This window comes from Algibacter pectinivorans, assembly GCF_900112595.1.
Lineage (GTDB): Bacteria > Bacteroidota > Bacteroidia > Flavobacteriales > Flavobacteriaceae > Algibacter_B > Algibacter_B pectinivorans.
Genome location: NZ_FOMI01000002.1, coordinates 61,378 through 81,495, shown reverse-complemented (window position 1 = coordinate 81,495; position 20,118 = coordinate 61,378). Strand labels below are relative to the sequence as shown.

The following is a 20,118-nucleotide window of genomic DNA, read 5'->3' as shown; positions in this document are numbered from 1 at the left end:
AAAAATAAATTTATTTACATAACATTAAAATAGCCATAATTTTTCCCAAAAAACATTAAAATAATTACCTTTACAGTAATGGATACCCCAACTTTAGATATACAGCTAAAAACATTACCAAACCAACCCGGAGTTTATCAATATTACGATAAAGAAGGGACTATTATTTACGTTGGTAAAGCCAAAAATCTAAAAAAAAGGGTGAGTTCGTATTTTACCAAAACGCATGATAATGGTAAAACTCGGGTTTTAGTTAAAAAAATAGCTAACATAAAACACATTGTTGTTGAAACCGAAACCGATGCCCTTCTACTCGAAAATAATCTTATTAAAAAGCACAAACCACGGTATAATGTTTTGCTTAAAGACGATAAATCCTATCCGTGGATTTGTATAAAAAACGAACGTTTTCCTAGAGTATTCTCTACACGTCGTGTATTTAAAGATGGTAGCGAATATTTTGGACCATACACCAGCGGCAAAACGGTGCATACGCTTCTAGATTTAATAAGAGGCTTATACAGTTTACGTACATGTAACTTTAATTTATCCGAAGAGAAGGTGGATGCAGGTAAGTACAAGGTGTGTTTAGAGTATCATTTAGGTAATTGTAAAGGGGCTTGCGAAGGTTTAGAAACCGAGGTGGAATACAACAAAAATATTAAAGCCATAAAAGAAATATTAAAAGGAAACTTTAAGGATTCCCTATCGCAATTTAAAGCGCAAATGCGGGAGTATGCCGATAATATGGAGTTTGAATTGGCTCAAAAAATAAAGGAAAAAGTTGAGGTACTAGAAAACTATCAAGCAAAATCTACCATTGTAAATCCTAAAATTAGCAATGTCGATGTGTTTTCTATAATGAGCGACGAGAGCTATGGTTATGTAAACTTTTTACAATTATCCTATGGTTCTATAATCCGTTCGCATACCTTAGAAATTAAAAAGAAACTAGACGAAACCGATAAAGAATTGTTAGAGTTGTCTATAACCGAGATTAGGCAACGTTTCAACTCCAATTCTAAAGAAATTTATGTGCCTTTTAAGGTCGATTTGGGAGAAGATTTAAAAGTAACAATTCCTAAACTAGGCGATAAAAAGCATATTCTAGATCTATCGCTCCGCAATGCTAAGTATTTTAGAATGGAGCGTTTTAAGCAAATTAAAATTGTAGATCCAGATAGGCATGCCAATCGTATTATGGCACAAATGAAAGTCGATTTACGCCTATCGGAAGAGCCACGACATATCGAGTGTTTCGATAACTCGAACATACAGGGTACACATCCGGTAGCGGCTTGCGTAGTTTTTAAAAACGGCAAACCAAGTAAAAAAGATTATCGCCATTTTAATATAAAAACGGTTGAAGGTCCAGACGATTTTGCATCTATGGAAGAGGTGGTGTATAGGCGCTACAAACGTTTGCTTGAAGAAAACCAACCCTTGCCACAACTAATAATTATAGATGGAGGTAAAGGCCAATTATCGTCGGCTTTAAAAAGTCTAGAAGCATTAGGGCTTAGAGGAACAATAGCTATTATCGGAATTGCTAAACGTTTGGAAGAATTATTTTACCCAGACGATCCAATTCCCTTATATTTAGATAAAAAAAGCGAGACCCTAAAAATTATTCAACAATTACGAAACGAGGCGCACCGATTTGGAATCGAGCATCATAGAAATAAACGCAGTAGAACAGCGTTAAATACAGAATTAGAGACCATTACAGGTGTTGGAGAAAAAACGGTAGTCGAATTATTAAGGCATTTTAAATCGGCAAAACGAGTAGCCAATGCTAAGCTAGATGAGTTGGAAGCTGTTATAGGGGTGTCGCGAGCAGAAAAGGTGTATAATTATTACCACGAGAAATAAATAATCTTTGTCAACCTACAAGGTTTTTAAAACCTTGTAGGTTTAAAATAAAATAGAAGTGCTGTAATTAACTAAATAAAAAATTATGGTAACATAAAATACGTTTTCAGTTATTATAATATAAAGAAATTTAAAATCAACTTGAACCTAAAAACAATCATATTAACCCTATTTATAGTTGTTTCTCTTTCCGCGAAAGCGCAAAACAAGGAACTAGAAAACCCTAGACCCAAAGTAGGTTTAGTGTTAAGTGGTGGTGGTGCAAAAGGGTTAGCGCATATTGGGGTTTTAAAAGTGATTGATAGTTTAGGCATACAAGTCGATTATATTGCAGGAACTAGTATGGGCTCTATTATTGGGGCACTTTATGCTTCGGGGTATTCGGGCAAGCAACTAGATTCTATTTTTCATGAAGTAGATTTCGATAAAATTATTAATGACGATTTACCGCGATCTTCAACAGCTTTTAGCGAGCGCAGTAATATGGAGAAATATGCGCTTAAATTACCGTTTAATAATTTTAAAATAAAATTACCATCGGCGCTTTCTAGAGGGCATAACACCTATAGTTTGTTTTTAAAATTACTAATTCACGTTAACGAGATTAATGACTTTAGTAAACTACCAGTTCCGTTTTTCTGTATTGCAACCAATGTGGAAAATGGAAAACAAGTCGTGCTAGAAAAAGGAAATTTAACACAAGCTATTATGGCAAGTTCTGCATTGCCATCCTTGTTTCAGCCCGTAAATATAAATAAGGACATGCTTATTGATGGTGGTGTGGTAAATAATTACCCAGTAGATGAAATTCGTGCTAAAGGCATGGATATTATTATTGGTGTCGATGTGCAAGATGGTTTGGCGAATAGAGATGAGTTAACCTCGGCACCCGATGTTCTAATTCAAATTAATAACTTCAGGACCATTCAGGACATGAAGTTTAAAGTCGAAAAAACAGATATTTATATAAAACCCGATATTAAAAAATTTAATGTAGTGTCTTTTGATGAAGGCAAAGACATAATTAATTCGGGTAAAATTGCAGCGTTAAATGAGTTTGATGCATTAACTAAGCTAAGCAAAACCCCTAATATTAATCAAAAGATAAAATTTAAAACTATTGATAGTTTAAAAATTAACAATATTGATATTAAAGGAAATAAAAATTACACAAGAGCCTACGTTTTAGGAAAACTTAAATTAAAAAAGGACGAAGTAATTAGTTATCAGGATTTTGCTAAAGGTTTAAATAATTTGGTGGCTACAAATAATTTTAAGGCTTTCGAGTACGAGTTAAAAAGTACGCCAGATAAATCGGGTTACAACATGTTGGCAACCTTAAAAGAGCAGCGCATAAATACGTTTTTAAAACTAGGGCTTCATTTTGATGATTTATACAAAAGTAGCGCTTTAATAAATTTAACTAAAAAGCAGTTGTTATTTAAAAATGATGAGGCTTCGCTAGATATTGTTTTAGGAGACAATGTACGGTATAATTTTGAGTATTTAATAGATAAAGGTTTTTATTGGAGTGTAGGTTTACGATCTCGTTATAACCAATTTCAAAAACAAATAAGTGCACAGTTGTTGTTGGACGATGAGCAAATTACCAATTCTGGCTTAAATAAAATTGATGTAAAGCTTAGGGATCAAATGAATCAGTTTTACCTGCAAACCTTGTTTAGAAGAGATTTTTCTTTGAGTGTAGGATTAGAACATAAAAGACTCGAAATAAATTCTGAAACCATATTAGGTAATAGACCAGATAGAGATTTTCAGTTTGAAAATACAGACTATTTAAGTCTTTTTGGAAATCTAAAACTAGATACTTACGATGATAAGTATTTCCCAAGAGAAGGGGTTTGTTTTAATGGCGATTTAAATGTTTACGTAAGTGCATCAGGTTTTGCTGAAGACTTTAAAGATTTTTCAATTGCTAAGGCAGAAATGGGCTATGCCTTTGGAGTGTCTGATAAAGTAGCCTTTAATATTAAAACAAGTGGTGGTTTTAAATTAGGCGATAAATCTAACCGAACACTAGATTTTGCATTAGGTGGTTACGGTAACGATTTAATAAATAATTTCATTCCGTTTTTGGGTTACGATTTTATTTCTTTAACGGGTAATAGCTATGTTAAAGCATCCTTTCTTGCCGATTACGAACTTATAAAAAAGCACCATCTTACTCTAGAGGGTAATTGGGCTAATGTAGATGATAATATTTTTGATAGCGGCGAGTGGTTTTCGCTACCAGATTACCGCGGTTATGCTTTGGGTTACGGTATTGAGTCGGTTATAGGACCATTGCAAGTAAAATATAGTTATTCGCCAGAACAGAGAGCTAGTAATTGGTTTTTTACTATTGGCTTTTGGTTTTAGTAGTTTATTATCAATCTCAAAAGATGGACATCTTCCAATAGTTAAAGCTAAAGGAATTATCAATAATTTTTCCGATATTTGTAACACTATGACACTTTTTTGGAAAGATTTATTAGCATATCTGCACTACCTCATCAAGAGAAATCCTGAGTGAGTATAAATTCTTTTGTTTCTGCGTAGGCAGGAATCTTTTTTTATTTCACTATCTTTATTAGAGTTTGAATATTAGGCTTTTAAGGCTTTTATTATTTGGCTTTTCATAATTTAAAACATACAAATATGCCTTTTTATCATAAATTAGGAAATATTCCCCCTAAACGTCATACCCAGTTTAGAAAACCAGATGGCACCTTGTATTCCGAGCAGTTGTTTGGAACCATTGGTTTCGATGGTATGTCTACAAATAGCTACCACGAGCAACGCCCAACGCAGGTAAAAGAAATAAAAAAGCAATATAGCGTTGCGCCAAAAATTGCTTTAAAAAATAATATAAAATCGTACCGCTTAAAGGGGTTTCAGGTTAGGCCAGAAAACGATTTTCTAGACAGCCGAAAAACGGTTTTAATAAATAACGATTGCGCCATAATTTTGGCAGCTCCAAAACAATCGACCAAAGAATATTTTTATAAAAATACCGATGCCGACGAATTAATTTTTATCCATAAAGGCACCGGGAAATTAAGAACTCACCTAGGCAATCTCGATTTTAAATATGGCGATTACTTGCTAATCCCAAGAGGAATAATTTACAAAATAGATTTTAATACCCAGGACAACAGGTTGTTTATTGTAGAGTCTCGCAGGCCAATTTACACCCCAAAACGCTACCGCAATTGGTTTGGGCAGTTGTTAGAACATGCACCATTTTGCGAGCGCGATATTCGCCGTCCGCAAGAATTAGAAACCCATAACGAATCTGGCGAGTTTTTAATTAAAGTAAAAAAACAAGATGATATTATAGAAATGGTGTACGCTTCGCATCCGTTTGATGTGGTTGGATACGATGGTTACAACTATCCGTATGCGTTTTCAATTCACGATTTCGAGCCTATTACGGGTCGCATTCATCAGCCGCCACCAGTACATCAAACTTTCGAGACCGATGCCTTTGTGGTATGTAGTTTTGTGCCGCGTTTGTACGATTACCACCCGCTATCCATTCCGGCGCCATACAATCATAGTAATATTGATAGCGACGAGGTGTTATATTATGTTGATGGCGATTTTATGAGTAGAAACGATATTGAGGCTGGCCATATTTCATTACATCCGGCAGGAATTCCTCATGGGCCGCATCCAGGAGCGACTGAAAGAAGTATTGGTAAAACAAAAACCGATGAACTTGCAGTTATGGTCGATACTTTTAAACCGTTAATGGTAACAGAAGAGGCCATGAAAATTGCCGACGAAAGTTATTATAAATCATGGATAAGCCCTCCTCAATCCTCCCATGGGGAGGAAGCCAGCAACTAATTAAATAGATGTTTTAGTTGTTGAAAAAATAAAATTATAAAATAAAACTCTTATGGCCCAGTTTTGAGTTTCTCCCCTTTGGGGAGATTAAGAGGGGCTTCTATATTATGAATACTTTAGAAAAAATATTTGAAGGCGCACAAGATTTCTTGCCGCTTCTAGGAACAGACTATGTAGAATTCTATGTAGGCAATGCAAAACAATCGGCACATTTTTATAAAACGGCATTTGGGTTTCAGTCCTATGCATATAAAGGTTTAGAAACGGGCTCTAAAGACTCTGTTAGTTATGTATTAATTCAAGATAAAATTAAATTAGTACTTACTACGCCACTTAACAGTAAATCGCCAATAAACGAACATATTGTAAAACATGGCGATGGTGTTAAAGTGGTTGCGCTTTGGGTTGATGATGCTAAAAAAGCCTACCAAGAAACCACAAGTAGAGGTGCTAAGTCCTATATGGAGCCAGTTGTTGAAAAGGATGAACATGGCGAGGTGGTTAGAGCTGGTATTTACACTTACGGCGAAACTGTGCACATGTTTGTAGAGCGCAAAAACTACAATGGTGCGTTTTTACCGGGTTTTCAAAAATGGGAAAGCGATTATAATCCAGAACCCATAGGCTTAAAATATATAGATCACATGGTTGGTAATGTAGGTTGGGGCCAAATGAATACTTGGGTAAAATGGTATGAAGATGTTATGGGTTTCGAAAACTTTTTATCCTTTGATGATAAGCAAATACACACTGAATATTCGGCACTTATGAGTAAGGTGATGAGTAATGGTAACGGACGCATAAAATTCCCTATTAACGAGCCAGCAAAAGGAAAAAAGCGTTCGCAAATTGAAGAGTATCTAGATTTTTACGAAGGGGCAGGTGTGCAACACATTGCAGTTGCAACCGATGATATTATTGGTTCGGTAAGTGCATTAAGAGCTAGAGGTGTCGAGTTTTTGTCTATTCCGCCAGAGGCATATTATAGAGCGGTACCTGGTAGGTTGGAAGAGCATAGCCACGAATTAAGAGAAGATATTGAAGCTTTAAAAAAGTTGGGGATTATGATTGATGCCGACGAGGAAGGTTACCTACTTCAAATTTTTACAAAACCAGTTGAGGATAGACCAACGTTATTTTTCGAAATTATACAACGTGTGGGCGCAAGAGGTTTTGGTGCCGGTAATTTTAAAGCACTTTTTGAATCTATTGAGCGTGAGCAGGCTAAAAGAGGTACGCTTTAATCTAAATTATAAGGACCTGTAAGGGTTTTAAAAACTTGCAGGTCTTTTTTCTTTTTTTACTAAAACATGTTGGTTTAGATGGTCGCCTTGAGGGATCTGTACAACCATAAGTTTAAGTTTTTAACGTAAAGACCTTGTTTGGTACTGCACTGCGTTAGGGATAGCAGCGGCACCCTTTTTTTGCTTCGGTATATGGCAAAAAAAGGTATAGCGTATAGCCCGACCCTTTGCGGAACGCCCAAAATATATTACGAATTCGTTAATTTTTAATGTTGTAACATAACTATAACTAGCTTTAAGGTAGCTTATAGAATAAAATTTTTATTTTTGGAACAGTAATTGTAATTTCTAGGTTAAAACAATAAAAGTAACCACAAAGGAGTTACATAACAATTACCCAAATAGGATGAAAAATTTACTACTTATATGTATTGCAATATTAACTTTACAAACGGCATTTTCTCAGCAAGAATCGGCTTTTCAAGATGGCGAATGGTTTAAGTTTAAAATGAGTTATAGTAACTGGCTTAAGGCTGGTAATGCCACATTAGCGGTTAAGGATGCTACGCTTAATGGTAAAGATGTATATCATGTGGTTGGTAAAGGTTGGACTACCGGTATGATAAAATGGTTTTTTAAGGTTAAAGATCGATATGAAAGCTATTTTGATAAGAAAACTATTATGCCGTATAAATTTGTTAGAAATATTGATGAAGGTGGACATACCAAAGATTTAGAAATTAATTTTGATCAAAAAAATAATAAAGCGCACGTTACCGATAATAAGCATAAAACTAAAAAGGTTTTTACCACCAAGCCTAATATTCAAGACATGGTGTCTACTTTTTATTATTTGCGTAATAACTTAAAAACAGATAAACTTAAAATAGGAGATGAGGTAAGGATTGATATGTTTTTCGATGAGGAAAATTATGGTTTTAAATTAAAATATCTTGGAGAAGAAACAATTGACACTGAATTTGGTACTATAGAGTCTTTAAAATTTAGACCTTATGTTATGGCTGGACGTGTGTTTAAAGAGGAAGAAAGTTTAACGCTATGGGTGTCAAAAGACAAAAATAAAGTACCTTTACGCATTAAGGCAGACTTAGCTGTTGGGTCTTTAAGAGCGGACCTAGAAGCATTTAAAGGGTTAAAACATCCCTTTAAAGTAGTTGTTAATAATTAAGATATTTTGAAATCTAAAATAACCGACCAACTAAACGAAAAATATAACGCTATAGACCAAGATGCAGAGGTGCATTTGGAAGGTTTACTTTATAGCAAGCCCATTAATTATTGGGATTATATACAAACCGATGCCTTATTAAGTTTACAGGTGCAACGTACTGTTTTTCCCGATGAGAACGTGTTTATTATGTATCATCAGGTTAATGAGTTACTGTTTAAAATGGTGCTTTCTGAGATGCAGCAAATAGCAACAATAGAAAACATTGATACCGAAACCTTTACTACAAAGATAATGCGTATTAGTCGCTATTTTGATGTGTTAACCTCGTCGTTTAGCATCATGAAAGATGGTATGGATGTGGAGCAGTATAATAAGTTTAGAACCACCTTAACGCCTGCTAGTGGCTTTCAAAGTGCACAATATAGAATGGTTGAGTTTGCATCTACAGAGTTAATTAACCTTATTGATAAGCGCTTTAGAGATGGTTTTACTATGGACAATACGTTTATGAATGCTTTTGATCATTTATATTGGCAAGCAGCGGGTAAGGATTTTAAAACAGGTAAAAAAACGTATACACTATCTGCTTTTGAGGAGCGTTATAAAGATGAATTTATTAGATTTATTAAACGTTATCAGGATAAGAATTTGTGGAGCAAGTTTAAATCGTTGCCAAAAGAGGATCAGGCGAATAAAGATTTAATAAGTGCCATGCGACACTATGATTATACGGTAAACATAAAATGGGTTATGGCGCATTACGAAACGGCAAACCATTATTTAAATATTAACGGAAAAACTGCCGAGGCTACCGGTGGAAGTGAATGGGTGAAATATATGCACCCAAAATATCAAAAAAGAATATTTTTTCCAGATTTATGGACAGAGAAAGAAAAAGAAACGTGGGGAACAGATATTTAGTTTTAATACTGTGTATTGCATTTGTTTTTGGATGTAAAGACGATAAAGAACCTGTTGTAGAAGACCTTGCTGAGGTTGTTGAAGAGCCAGAAGAGATTTTAGAATTCGGTTTTAAGGTAGATGATTATGTTATTAAACGAGATACTATACGTCGTGGCGATAGTTTTGGCGAAATTCTAGAGCGTAATAAAGTTGGGTATCCTAAAATTTTTAATATTGCAGAAAAAGCAAAGGATACTTTTGATATAAGACGACTACAAGTAGGGAAGCCTTATACGCTTTTATGTTCTAAAGATTCTTTAGAAACCCCTAAATGTTTTATTTATCAGCCAACTTTAGAGGAGTATGTGGTAATAAATTTTCACGACTCTATTCATGCCTATACTAGCAGAAAACCTATTAAGTACGTTGAAAAAACGGCTACAGGAATTATTAATAGTAATATTTCCCAAACCTTAGAAGACCAAGGGTTAAGCTCGAGGTTGGCATATAAAATGGCCGACGAAATTTATGCATGGACCATAGATTTTAGAAGACTGCAAAAAGGAGATAGATTTAAAGTAATTTATACCGATAAGTTTATTGATGATACCATTTACACCGGTGTACACAATATAAAAGCAGCGTATTTTGAGCATAATAAGGAGCCTTTTTATGCTTTTGAGTTTGTAACAGATTCTGCCAAAGGCATTGTGGATTATTTTAGTGAAGATGCTAAAAATTTGCGTCGTGCGTTTTTAAAAGCTCCAGTAAAGTTTAGTAGAATATCGTCTCGTTATAACTTAAAACGACGTATTGCGGTCTATGGTTTTAAACTACGTCCGCATAAAGGAACCGATTTTGCGGCTCCAATAGGTACGCCTATTATGGCTACTGCAAATGGTACGGTTACCGAGTCTACAAGACGAGGTGGAAATGGTAAATTTGTAAAAATTAGGCACAATGCCACTTACGAAACGCAATATTTGCACATGAAAGCTCAAAATGTTAAAAAAGGTGACTTTGTTAAACAAGGTGATGTTATTGGTTGGGTTGGAATGACTGGCAATACGGGAGGTCCCCATGTTTGCTATCGCTTCTGGAAAAATGGAAAGCAAGTAGATCCTTTTAAGCAGAAATTACCAGAAGCTAAACCTATATCCGATTCTTTAAAAGTACAATATCTTGATTTTATTGCGCCCATTAAACAACAGCTAGATAATATTCATTTTTTAGAAGATGTTTTCGAGGAGCAAAATCAGCCAGAACATACCATTAAACAAAATACTAATCAGATTTCATTAAACCGCTAATAGAATATGGCACTACCAAGCATTAACCCAACAACAACCAAATCATGGAATGCATTAAAAGCGCACTTTGAGGATATTAAAGATGTAAAAATGAAGGATTTGTTTGCTAAGGATAGTCAACGTGCAAATAAATTTACCATTAAATGGGAAGATTTTTATGTAGATTTTTCTAAAAATAGAATCACAGAAGAAACTTTTAAATATCTGTTAGAATTAGCAGATGATGTTAAGTTGAAAGCGGCTATAAAAAGTCAGTTTTCGGGCGAAATTATCAATGAAACAGAAGGAAGGGCAGTATTACATACGGCATTAAGAGCGCCAAAAGATGCAGATTTTAAGGTAGATGGTGTTAATGTAATGCCAGAAATATATCAAGTAAAACAAAAAATTGAGGGTTTTACAAACGAAGTTGTTAATGGTGATAGAAAGGGATACACAGGAAAAGCATTTACCGATGTCGTTAATATTGGTATTGGAGGTTCCGATCTTGGTCCAGCTATGGTGGTTGATACGTTACAGTATTACAAAAACCACTTAACTACACACTTTGTTAGTAATGTAGATGGCGATCATGTTAATGAAGTTATTAAAAAGCTAGACCCAGAAACAACGCTATTTGTAATAGTTTCAAAAACCTTTACAACACAAGAAACCTTGTCTAACGCCAATACATTAAAAGCATGGTTTTTAGAATCGGCTTCAGAAGAGGCAATTGCTAAACATTTTGTAGCTGTGTCTACAAATATTAAAAATGTAAAAGCTTTTGGTATTGACGAAAACAATATTTTCCCAATGTGGGATTGGGTTGGTGGTCGTTTTTCGTTATGGAGTGCGGTAGGTTTAACTATTAGTTTAGCCGTGGGTTATAATAATTTTGATAGCCTTTTAAAAGGGGCTAACAAAATGGACGAGCATTTTAAAAATGAAGATTTCGATAAAAATATACCCGTAGTTTTAGCATTACTAAGTGTATGGTACAATAACTTTTTTGGCGCCGAAAGCGAAGCAATTATTCCGTATTCTCAATACTTAAACCAGTTTGCAACGTATTTACAACAAGGTATTATGGAGAGTAATGGTAAAAGTATAGACAGAAATGGAAACCCAATAGATTACCAAACAGGTACTATAATTTGGGGAGAGCCAGGAACGAATTCGCAACATGCATTTTTTCAATTAATACATCAAGGTACAAAGTTAATACCTGCCGATTTTATTGGGTTTGTTAAATCCCTGCACGGTAATCAAGATCATCAAGATAAGTTAACGTCTAACTTTTTAGCACAAACCGAAGCGCTTTTAAATGGTAAAACACGCGAAGAAGTTGTTACAGAAGGTACTAGTGAGTCTATTATTCCTTTTAAAATATTTGAAGGAAACAAACCAACAAACACCATTTACATTAATAAGTTATCACCAGAAAGCTTAGGTAAATTAATTGCTATGTACGAACATAAAATTTTCGTGCAAGGTATAATTTGGAACATTTTTAGTTACGACCAATTTGGAGTGGAATTAGGAAAGCAATTAGCTAGTAAAATTTTACAAGAATTTAACAATACTACCAATAATCAACATGATTCTTCTACTCTAAATTTATTAAATTATTATAATCAAATGTCTTAAAATCGAATATTATTCTTAATAAAACCATTAAAAGGCGATAATATCTTAAGTGTTATTGTCTTTTTACTTTTAATAAAACAATCAATTTGTTAATAATTAGTTAATATTAGTCGGTTAATAATCCTTATTTTTGCAGCGACTAATTTCAAAAAATTAATACATAATTAAAATTATGAAAAAAATTACACAAAATTTATTGATTGCAATATTGTTTGTTGTTTCAATGTGTTCGTTTGGGCAAGGGGTAACAACTTCTGCTATAAATGGGCAGATATCCGATGCCAATGGGCAGCCATTACCAGGAGCTAATATTTTAGCTATTCATACACCATCTGGTACAAAGTATGGAGCGGCTACAAACTTTGATGGGTTTTACAGAATTTCTAATATGAGAACCGGTGGGCCATATAAGATATCAATCTCGTTTGTTGGTTATAGTAGTTATGTAGACGAAAACGTTTATCTACAATTAGGTGATTCTCAAAAAATAAGTGTAGTGTTATCTGAGGGTTCTAACGAATTACAAGAGGTTGTAATCTCGGCAGAGAGAAATGGTATTTTTGATTCAGGTAAAAATGGAGCAGGAAATAGAGTTTCGAATACACAAGTTACAAGTTTACCATCTATCTCTAGAAATATTGCAGATTTTGCTCGTTTAACTCCTCAAGCACGTATTTCTGGAGATGATAATATTTCAATTGCAGGACAAAATAATAGATATAATGCTATATATATTGATGGTGCGGTTAATAATGACGTTTTTGGTTTATCATCAAGCGGAACTAATGGAGGACAAACAGGAGTAAGTCCAATATCTTTAGATGCCATAGAGGCTTTCCAAATAAATGTAGCTCCTTTTGATGTAAGACAATCTGGTTTTGCAGGTGGTAGCATTAACGCGATAACTAAATCGGGAACAAATACCTTTGAGGGGTCTGCTTATACATTTACAAGAAACGAAAATCTTGCAGGTAAAACACCTGTTGGATTAGTTAGTTCTGATGATGAAAGAGAAAAATTAGACGATTTCTCTTCTAATATCTATGGAGCTAGACTAGGCGGTGCTATAGTTAAGGATAAATTATTCTTTTTCTTGAATTACGAGAACGAAAAGAGAGAAACACCTCAACCATTTGACGGAGAAAATTATATTGGAGATTCTTCAGTTTCAGATATTCAAGGACTTTCTGATTTTTTAGTGTCTAATTACAATTACGACGCGGGTGGTTATACCAATAATACATCTTCTTTAAATAGTGATAAACTAATTGCTAAGATTGACTGGAATATAAACGATAACCATAAATTATCTTTAAAACACAGTTATGTAAAAGCAACGCAAGTAAATGCTTCTGGCTCTAATGCAAGAAGAATTAATTTCTTGAGTGGAGCGGTTAACTTTGAATCTATTACTAATTCAACGGCATTAGAATTAAACTCTAAGTTTGGTGAGAAGTTTTCAAATAATTTAGTTGTTGGATATACATCCGTTAATGATAATAGAGATCCAAATGGTGGAGCATTTCCGTCGGTTACTATTAACGATGGTTCTGGACGTATTAGTTTTGGATCTGAACCATTCTCTACAGCAAATTTATTAGAGCAAAGAGTATTAACTGTAACTGATAACTTTGAAATTTATACTGGAGCACATACTGTAACTTTGGGTGTTAATGGTGAGTTTACATCAGCATTAAATGTATTCTTTGGAAGAAACTTTGGTTTTTATAACTTTGATAATTTAACAGATTTTTTAAACAACAACCGACCTATTGAATATAGAATTGGATACTCTTTATTAGGAGGTACTGGAGATGCCTCTTTAGGTGCTGCCGAGTTTGATTATTCTCAATTAGGTTTTTATGTACAAGACGAAGTGGATGTAACTGAAAACTTTAAACTTACCGCGGGTTTACGTTTTGATATACCTTATTGGAGTGATGGTTTAGAAAATACCGATTTTAATACGCGTGCAGTAGGTTTATTAGAAGCTGCAGGTAAAGATTTAAGAGGAGCTCGTGTTGGTCAAGGAATTGCTTCTACAGTACACGTATCGCCAAGAATTGGGTTTAACTGGGATGTTAATGGCGACAAATCTACTCAAATTCGTGGTGGTTTAGGTATCTTTACATCTCGTGTACCTCTAGTATGGCCTGGTGGAACATATAATAACAATGGATTAACTGCCGGAGAAACAAGACAACGTTCTTTTAGAGGTGAAACACCAGAACTGTTCAACCCAGATGTAAATACGCAATTTAAAGACCCAGCCCCTGGTTCAGGTATTTTAGGTGGTAAAGTAGACTTGTTTGCTAAAAACTTTAAGCTTCCTCAAGTATTTAAAACAAATATAGCTATAGACCAAAAATTACCTTATGGATTCGTATTCTCTGCTGATTTAGTTTGGAATGACAACATTTCTGCTGTAGCTTACGAAAACTTAAACGTAGCAGAACCGCAATCGTTTACTACTGGTGCAGGTTCTAGACCTATGTATAGATTTCAGTCTATAGATAATGTTTACAGTGATATCTTTTTAGGATATAATACAGGTGAAGGTAGCTCTTATAACGTTAGTGGTACATTATCTAAAAACTTTATTAGTGATAGATTACAAGTAAGAAACCAAGTGTCATATTCTTATGGTGATTCAGATGTATTGCTTGATGGAACAAGTTCTCAAAACAGTTCTCAATGGGAAAATTTAGAAACAGTTAATGGGTCTAACAGACCTGTTGTTTCAACGTCAGATTTCTCAGCAGGACACCGAGTTATTGCTAACTCTACATTTGAATATAAATGGACGGATAAAATTAAAACAAGAATTGGACTGTTTTACGAAGGTGCAAACGGACAACCTTTTAGTTATGTATATGCAAACAGTAGCGCTTTACTAGGAGATACAGGTGCTTTTGCATCGTCTTTAATATATGTACCAAGTAATGAAGCCGAAGCAAATCTTGTTGATTCTGGAGATTTAACAGCATCGGAGCAATATGCTTTATTAAGTGCTTATATTGATGGAGATGATTACTTAAGAAGTAGAAAAGGTAGATTTGCAGAAAGAAATGCAGACCGTTCTGATTGGACTCATATTATTGATTTAAAATTAGCGCAAGAATTTGGAATTAACTTTGGAGATAAGGTGCATAAGTTTGAAGTAACCTGCGACATTTTTAACTTCACAAATTTATTAAATAAAGATTGGGGTGTTAGAACATTTACCAGCTTTAACCAAGTTACTTTATTGGATTTTGAAGGATTTGCTGCGGATAATACAACACCTCAGTTCTCTTTTGACCCAGAGTCTGTGGATACTAAAAATCTTATTGATAACTCAGGTTTTCAGTCATCAAGATGGCAAATGCAAGTTGGTTTAAGATATAGCTTTTAATACTAAAATTTAATTTTGCAAATAATATTAAAAACCGCCTTATTCTAGGCGGTTTTTTTTGTGTTCTAAATTTCTCTAGGTATCTCAGTAATTTAAAAATGCTTAAATTAGATTAAATTACTATTTTTGTAAGAATCATTAAAAACAAATATACATGTACAATACAGTATTATCACTGCATTCCTATTGGGCTTATTTAGTACTTATTATATTAACTATAGCTGCGGTTAACGCAATTATCAAATTTTTTGGCGATAAGGAATATGAAGCAAACGATTTTAGAAAATCATTATTTACTTTAATAGTGTCTCATATTCAATTATTAATAGGTTTGGTGCTGTATTTCGTGTCTCCAAGACTGCAGTTATTTAGCGAATCTGGTATGGGAGCAATCATGAAAGATTCTGTAAACAGATTGTATTTAGTAGAGCACCCTTTAATAAATATTATTGCGGTTGCATTAATTACTATAGGATATTCAAAACATAAAAAGAAACTAACCTCTAAGGCTAAATCAAAAATGATAGCTATTTTCTATACCATTGCATTGCTATTGTTTTTATCAAGAATTCCTTGGAGTGCCTGGATTGGCTAAAACCTAAAAATAATTTATAATTCTAGACCTGTCCAGTTTAAAACCTTGGCAGGTCTTTTTTATTTATTTTATTTTGCTGAGACTTCCTTAATCAAGTAGATATAAACAGGGAAATGGTCGCTAAAACCATTGCTAAAACCACCATCAGCCCAACTTCTAAAAGGGTAGCCTTTATACGTTCCTGTTTTATGTATAAGAAAGCGTTTATTAAAGATTCCAGCTTTATAAAACCTGAAAGAACTATAGTCTTTCTTGGTAAATGGTTTTGTAATCATAATTTGGTCAAATAAGCTCCAAGAATCTCGATATGCTGTAGTGCCTAAACCATTTTTAAAGAAGTTTATATATGGGTTATAAATCCCTTTTAAACCTACTTTGCTCTTCTTGTTTTTAGCCTTTAAAATAGACTTTACACTCGCGTTATTGGGGTTGTCGTTTAAATCGCCCATAATAATCACTTTAGCATATGGATTAATAACTTGAAGTGAATCTATAATACGTTTATTTAATTTAGCCGCAGCAACCCGCTTAGGTCTACTTTTGGCTTCGCCACCACGTCTAGAAGGCCAATGGTTTACGATAATATGAATGAGTTCCCCTTCTAGTTTACCACTTACTAATAATTGATTTCTTGTGTAAATCCTCTTTTGGTCTTGCTCATCATAAAGCTTCAAAGTATGCGAACTTGTATGCGTTGGTGTAAATATTGCTTTTTGGTAGAGCAGTGCTACGTCTATTCCTCTTACATCTGGTGAATCATAATGTACAATACCGTAATTTTTTTTGAGTAACAGAGCGTCGTTAATTAAATCTTCCAAAACCGTTTTGTTTTCTACCTCGCAAACACCTAAAATAGCTGGTGTATTTTGAGTAATGTCTTGACCGATTTTGGAAATTACTCGCGACATATTTTTTATCTTTTTTAAATAGGCATCTTCACGATTTGTTTTCAATTCCATAATAGGGCTATACTCATCAAATTTATTCGGGTCGTTTATAGTGTCGAATAAATTCTCAAGGTTATAGAAGGCAACCGTATGTATTTTAAATGTTTTGTCTTGACCAAAATGATTAAAAGTGGTGCTTAAGGCTATTATAAAAATGTAATATTTTAAGAATTTCATTACGTAATTTGTGCTTTATTCGGCAAATAATTTACAAAAATTATGTCAGTTTTTGATATTTGTAATAAATATCGTAAATTTTAGGTTTGAAAAATTACGCTGTTAGGCTATGGTGTAGTACAATTATTTATGAATAAAATCTCCCTCATTTTTTTGTTCGGATTTATTAGCCATACTTTTCAAGCTCAAAACACTATAGTTAAGGGAAGTGTATTGGATGCTTTATCCTATCATCCTATTGAAGGTGTAACCGTTGCCATAGAAAATTCAAGCTTGTTTCTTTTAACTAATGCATTAGGTGTGTTCGAGTTTGAACAAAACGTACCGTTAGGAGAACAAATTCTTAGAATCTCAAAAACCGGATATATTACAAAACGTTATCCTATAATAGTAAACGAAGGCCAAACGGTTAACATTACCGATATGGTTTTAGAACGTGCTGCATCGCAAACGGCAGATTTGTTTACCATTACCTTATCGGACGATGAGTTGAATGACGATGTTAGTGGTGCCGATAACATTTCAGGGCTATTAGCATCTTCGCTAGATATTTTTCAAAGAACCGCAGCTTTCGAGTTTAGTTCGTCTTTTTTTCGTGTTCGTGGATTAGATTCTAAAAATGGTTCCATTCTAATAAACGGTATCGAAATGAACAAAATCTATAATGGCAGACCACAATGGAGTAATTGGGGTGGTTTAAACGATGTGTTACGCAACCAAGAGTTAACTTGGGGTTTAATACCATCAAACTATAATTTTGGTGGTGTTTTAGGTACTACTAATATAAATGTAAGAGCTTCAAAAGCTAGAGCAGGAAGTCGGTTAACCTATTCGTCATCAAACAGAAGTTATACAAATCGATTAATGGCAACTCATGCTTCGGGATTATTAAAAAATAACTGGGCCTATACCGTTTCTATTGGCAGACGATGGGGCAATGAAGCTTATCAAGATGCAACTAGCTATAGTTCAAATTCTTTTTTCACTTCCGTAGAAAAGAAACTTGACGATAACCATAGTCTTAATTTAGCCGCTATTTATACGCCTAACCGCCGAGGCAAGTCGTCGCCAAATACGCAGGAAGTTTTCGATTTAAAAGATATTAAATACAACGAGTATTGGGGCTGGCAAAATGGTGAAAAACGAAATTCTAGAATTAAGGAAGTTAATGAACCCGTTATTATGTTGAATCATTATTGGGATTTAAATAATAAAACAACTTTAAATACTAATGTGTCTTACCAATTTGGTAAAATTGGGAATAGCCGAATTGATTATAACGGAACCGATTTAATTGATGGTTTTCCTCAAGGTGGTGGTGCAAACCCAAGCCCAACGTATTACCAAAAGTTACCTAGTTATGCCGAACGTAATTTTCCTGATAATTTAGGTATTGCTTATGGTGCTTTAAAAGCGTTTCAAGATGATGGTCAAATAGATTGGAATACCATGTATCGTGCAAATATTGAGAATTCTCAAAACGGCGGCAACGCTATTTATGCCTTGTATGAAGACCGGGTAGACGATAGGCAGATAAGCGCAAATAGCATTCTAACTAAACAAATAAACGATAATGTTATACTTAATGCCGGAATACATTATAAGGCTTTAAAATCTGAAAATTTTGCTCAGGTAATAGATTTGCTAGGTGCTTCAACCTATTTGGATGTTGATGCTTTTGCAACTCAAATTGATGAGGCACAAAACGATGTATTAAACCCAAACAGAATTGTTGGCGAAGGCGATAAATTTAAATACAATTATAACCTTTTTGTAAATGAATTTGATGGTTACGCACAATCTCAATTTAGCTATAATAAATTAGATTTTTATGTTTCGGGTAGTGTAAAAAACACCCAATACCAAAGAGAAGGAATATATCAAAATGGAGGATTTCCAGATACTAGTTTGGGTAAAGCCAAGTCCCTTAGTTTTACAGGTTTTGGGTTAAAAGGTGGTGTCACTTATAAGTTAAGCGGGAAACATGTGTTCGATTTTAATACGGGTTATATTTCAAGAGCGCCAACCGTTCAAAACACCTATTCAAACTCTAGAGAAAATCATAATACGGTGCCTAATATTAGCAATGAAACCGTGGTCTCTATGGATGCTAGTTATATATTTAGATCGCCAATTGTAAAAGTAAAATTAACGGGGTATTACACTAAAATAGCTGATGCAAGCGAGATTTCGTTCTTTTTTGCCGATGGCATTGGCGGCGATAATACAGCTTTTGTTCAAGAGATTTTACAAGGTATTGATAAGATGCATTTAGGTGGAGAACTGGGGGTAGAAGCTCAAGTAACACCAACTATTAAACTAAAAGGCGCGGCGGCCGTAGGGCAATTTACTTATGCTAACAACCCTAATTTATATTTATCTACAGAACCGGATGCCGAGGCGGAAGCCGCTGGGTTTATAAACGGATTTAAAGATTTTGGTACATCTAACTTAAAAAACTACAGATTGGCTTCGGGGCCGCAAACCGCAATTTCGGTAGGTTTTGAGTATCGAGATCCGGAATATTGGTGGTTTGGAGCAACTACCAATTTTTTTAAAGATACTTATATAGATGTAAGTCCATTAACCAGATCGATAAATTTTAATACAGATTTTGATGGTAATGTGTTTAATGATTATGATGAAGATTTAGCGCGAGTACTTTTAAAGCAAGAACGTTTTGATGATTATATGTCGGTGAATTTGGTAGGCGGAAAATCGTGGAAAATAGGGAGGTATTACATTGGGTTTTTTGCAAGTATTAATAATTTACTAGATAAAGTTTATAAAACTGGAGGTTTCGAACAAGGCCGAAATGCTAATTATAGGGAACTGAGGGATGATGTTGCTTTAGATACTCCTGTTTTTGGTGCAAAATATTGGTATGGCAGAGGTGTAACCTATTTTTTGAATTTAAATGTTAGGTTTTAATTTGTGTTGTAATGTTGATATTAGTTGTGCTGCGCGTTAGGGATTGAACGGTTTGTTTGAAATCCTTTTTGTTTT

Annotated in this window: 12 protein-coding genes; 11 read left to right on the top strand and 1 reads right to left on the bottom strand. The window is 34.2% G+C overall.

All coding sequences use genetic code 11. The features are described from left to right. Positions 1 to 78: 78 nt before the first annotated feature. From uvrC to BMY96_RS03005, 10 genes are all read left to right on the top strand, one after another. On the top strand, positions 79 to 1,872 hold the full coding sequence (gene uvrC / locus BMY96_RS03050; RefSeq protein ID WP_092848946.1) for an excinuclease ABC subunit UvrC: 1,794 nt from the start codon (positions 79 to 81) through the stop codon (positions 1,870 to 1,872). Positions 1,873 to 2,013: 141 nt separating this feature from the next. After that, positions 2,014 to 4,251: a patatin-like phospholipase family protein gene (locus tag BMY96_RS03045; protein ID WP_245750527.1), complete on the top strand. Its 2,238-nt coding sequence runs from the start codon at positions 2,014 to 2,016 to the stop codon at positions 4,249 to 4,251. A 279-nt stretch (positions 4,252 to 4,530) separates the two neighbouring features. After that, positions 4,531 to 5,724 (top strand): homogentisate 1,2-dioxygenase, encoded by a 1,194-nt coding sequence (locus BMY96_RS03040; RefSeq protein WP_092848943.1) that lies wholly within the window; start codon positions 4,531 to 4,533, stop codon positions 5,722 to 5,724. A gap of 107 nt (positions 5,725 to 5,831) precedes the next feature. Next, positions 5,832 to 6,968: a 4-hydroxyphenylpyruvate dioxygenase gene (gene hppD / locus BMY96_RS03035; RefSeq protein WP_092848941.1), complete on the top strand. Its 1,137-nt coding sequence runs from the start codon at positions 5,832 to 5,834 to the stop codon at positions 6,966 to 6,968. 406 nt (positions 6,969 to 7,374) lie between these two features. Continuing rightward, positions 7,375 to 8,157 (top strand): DUF3108 domain-containing protein, encoded by a 783-nt coding sequence (locus BMY96_RS03030; protein ID WP_092848939.1) that lies wholly within the window; start codon positions 7,375 to 7,377, stop codon positions 8,155 to 8,157. A 6-nt stretch (positions 8,158 to 8,163) separates the two neighbouring features. Next, complete coding sequence (locus tag BMY96_RS03025) at positions 8,164 to 9,081, top strand: tryptophan 2,3-dioxygenase family protein (RefSeq protein ID WP_092848937.1); 918 nt, start codon at positions 8,164 to 8,166, stop codon at positions 9,079 to 9,081. Further along, positions 9,039 to 10,373 (top strand): M23 family metallopeptidase, encoded by a 1,335-nt coding sequence (locus tag BMY96_RS03020; RefSeq protein WP_092848934.1) that lies wholly within the window; start codon positions 9,039 to 9,041, stop codon positions 10,371 to 10,373. The genes BMY96_RS03025 and BMY96_RS03020 overlap by 43 nt, the downstream gene beginning before the upstream one ends. A gap of 6 nt (positions 10,374 to 10,379) precedes the next feature. Then, positions 10,380 to 11,999 (top strand): glucose-6-phosphate isomerase, encoded by a 1,620-nt coding sequence (pgi, locus tag BMY96_RS03015; RefSeq protein ID WP_092848930.1) that lies wholly within the window; start codon positions 10,380 to 10,382, stop codon positions 11,997 to 11,999. A gap of 172 nt (positions 12,000 to 12,171) precedes the next feature. Continuing rightward, positions 12,172 to 15,393: a TonB-dependent receptor gene (locus BMY96_RS03010; RefSeq protein WP_092848925.1), complete on the top strand. Its 3,222-nt coding sequence runs from the start codon at positions 12,172 to 12,174 to the stop codon at positions 15,391 to 15,393. 154 nt (positions 15,394 to 15,547) lie between these two features. Continuing rightward, positions 15,548 to 15,988, top strand: coding sequence for a hypothetical protein (locus tag BMY96_RS03005; protein WP_092848922.1), 441 nt, complete (start codon positions 15,548 to 15,550; stop codon positions 15,986 to 15,988). 68 nt (positions 15,989 to 16,056) lie between these two features. On the opposite strand, the gene BMY96_RS03000 is transcribed toward BMY96_RS03005, so the two are convergent. Continuing rightward, entirely contained in the window at positions 16,057 to 17,112 is a 1,056-nt protein-coding gene (locus BMY96_RS03000) for an endonuclease/exonuclease/phosphatase family protein (protein WP_175473500.1), read from the bottom strand. 129 nt (positions 17,113 to 17,241) lie between these two features. On the opposite strand from BMY96_RS03000, the gene BMY96_RS02995 reads away from it, so the two are divergent. Continuing rightward, the gene (locus tag BMY96_RS02995) at positions 17,242 to 20,043 is read left to right on the top strand and encodes a TonB-dependent receptor (protein ID WP_092848920.1); all 2,802 of its coding nucleotides are present in this window, start codon (positions 17,242 to 17,244) and stop codon (positions 20,041 to 20,043) included. The last annotated feature ends 75 nt before the right edge of the window (positions 20,044 to 20,118 follow it).

Excerpts from the sequence above, each read along its gene's own strand:
- uvrC (WP_092848946.1), top strand. The coding sequence starts at position 79 with ATGGATACCCCAACTTTAGATATACAGCTAAAAACATTACCAAACCAA.
- BMY96_RS03040 (WP_092848943.1), top strand. The coding sequence starts at position 4,531 with ATGCCTTTTTATCATAAATTAGGAAATATTCCCCCTAAACGTCATACC.
- hppD (WP_092848941.1), top strand. The coding sequence starts at position 5,832 with ATGAATACTTTAGAAAAAATATTTGAAGGCGCACAAGATTTCTTGCCG.
- BMY96_RS03030 (WP_092848939.1), top strand. The coding sequence starts at position 7,375 with ATGAAAAATTTACTACTTATATGTATTGCAATATTAACTTTACAAACG.
- BMY96_RS03020 (WP_092848934.1), top strand. The coding sequence starts at position 9,039 with ATGGACAGAGAAAGAAAAAGAAACGTGGGGAACAGATATTTAGTTTTA.
- pgi (WP_092848930.1), top strand. The coding sequence starts at position 10,380 with ATGGCACTACCAAGCATTAACCCAACAACAACCAAATCATGGAATGCA.
- BMY96_RS03010 (WP_092848925.1), top strand. The coding sequence starts at position 12,172 with ATGAAAAAAATTACACAAAATTTATTGATTGCAATATTGTTTGTTGTT.
- BMY96_RS03005 (WP_092848922.1), top strand. The coding sequence starts at position 15,548 with ATGTACAATACAGTATTATCACTGCATTCCTATTGGGCTTATTTAGTA.
- BMY96_RS03000 (WP_175473500.1), bottom strand. The coding sequence starts at position 17,112 with ATGAAATTCTTAAAATATTACATTTTTATAATAGCCTTAAGCACCACT.
- BMY96_RS02995 (WP_092848920.1), top strand. The coding sequence starts at position 17,242 with ATGAATAAAATCTCCCTCATTTTTTTGTTCGGATTTATTAGCCATACT.